The following is a 1,081-nucleotide window of genomic DNA, read 5'->3' as shown; positions in this document are numbered from 1 at the left end:
TTTTCGTGGGATATTGAAAAGCATAGACATTATTAATAATAATTCTCAATAGTTACCTCAGTCATAAGGCTCAAAGCCTTGCTGGGCAAGGCATCGACGCACCTCAACGAAAACTCTAGATTTTCAGCCATTGTGTCTAACCCGCGAAAAATGTTGATAACTGATGACTGACTTTAATCCGTGATCAATGAGATTGTCACCTTGAGGCTGTTATCAGATTGGCTTTCGATTTTTATCCTTTTAATTGATCCGGCAAAAGGCGATCGAACGACGGCGATCGAAGATAACCGATCATCGATCGAGGAGATTCTCTCCTTAAGCTGAGTGAGCTTAAACTCTCGATCGAGATTTTGCTGGGATACGGTAATAGCAGATTGATTAGCCTCTTCATTCCGCCGCGCTATAGCGATCTGATATTCGTATTCCCTCTGATTTTGGCTTTCTTTGGCGGCTCTTAGCCTTGCCTGAGCGATTTCTAGCTCCGCTCTCGCAGATTCTACCGCTTCCTTTAGTGCGCTGATTGATTCCTTGCGCCCCTGCTCAACTTGCTTATATTCAGCTTCCCTAAACTTGTACTCTGCTTGGCGTTTCTCCCAGTTCGATCGCACTTCTTTAAGTTTCTCTGTCTCGTGTTCGAGCATCTCCGGCGGAATGCCCTTGACTTGGGCTATAGCCTCGATTTTTTTCTGCTGTAGCTCCACTTCCCGATAGGCTTGTTCGATCGCTGCTTTGGCAAAATCCACATTCGCCCGGGCTGTGATGAAAGGATCATTACTGAGGGCGCTCTGATAATTTCGCTGGGATTGGGAGAATTTTAGCTCTGCTTGCTGTATCGCCGCTTCTTCGATCGCAAAGCTGGCCGGTGGGATTTCCCGGATGGGGGGGGATATTCTTAATTGTGGTACTGGTGTTTGCTCAATCTTGGCGATCGATAGCAGGGTTTCTCTTCGCTCCCTGTTAAGCCTCGATCGCTCCCCATCGCGATCAGCTATTACCTGTCCTCTGGTGACTTTATCCCCTTCTCTGATTTTTAGATCGTTGGTATTGGCGATCGATAGATTGATTTTGAGGCGCTTGGGTG

General features: G+C 46.9%; 1 protein-coding gene. It reads right to left on the bottom strand.

The window, feature by feature from the left end; translation table 11 throughout:
- Window positions 1–173: 173 nt before the first annotated feature.
- Window positions 174–1,081, bottom strand: a 908-nt coding sequence (locus IQ242_RS25480) for a hypothetical protein (protein WP_193961866.1), incomplete at its 5' end; no start/stop codon positions are given.

Source organism: Microcystis sp. LEGE 08355, assembly GCF_015207185.1.
In the GTDB taxonomy this organism is placed as follows: domain Bacteria; phylum Cyanobacteriota; class Cyanobacteriia; order Cyanobacteriales; family Microcystaceae; genus Microcystis; species Microcystis panniformis.
This window is presented reverse-complemented; position numbering and strand designations above follow the sequence as displayed.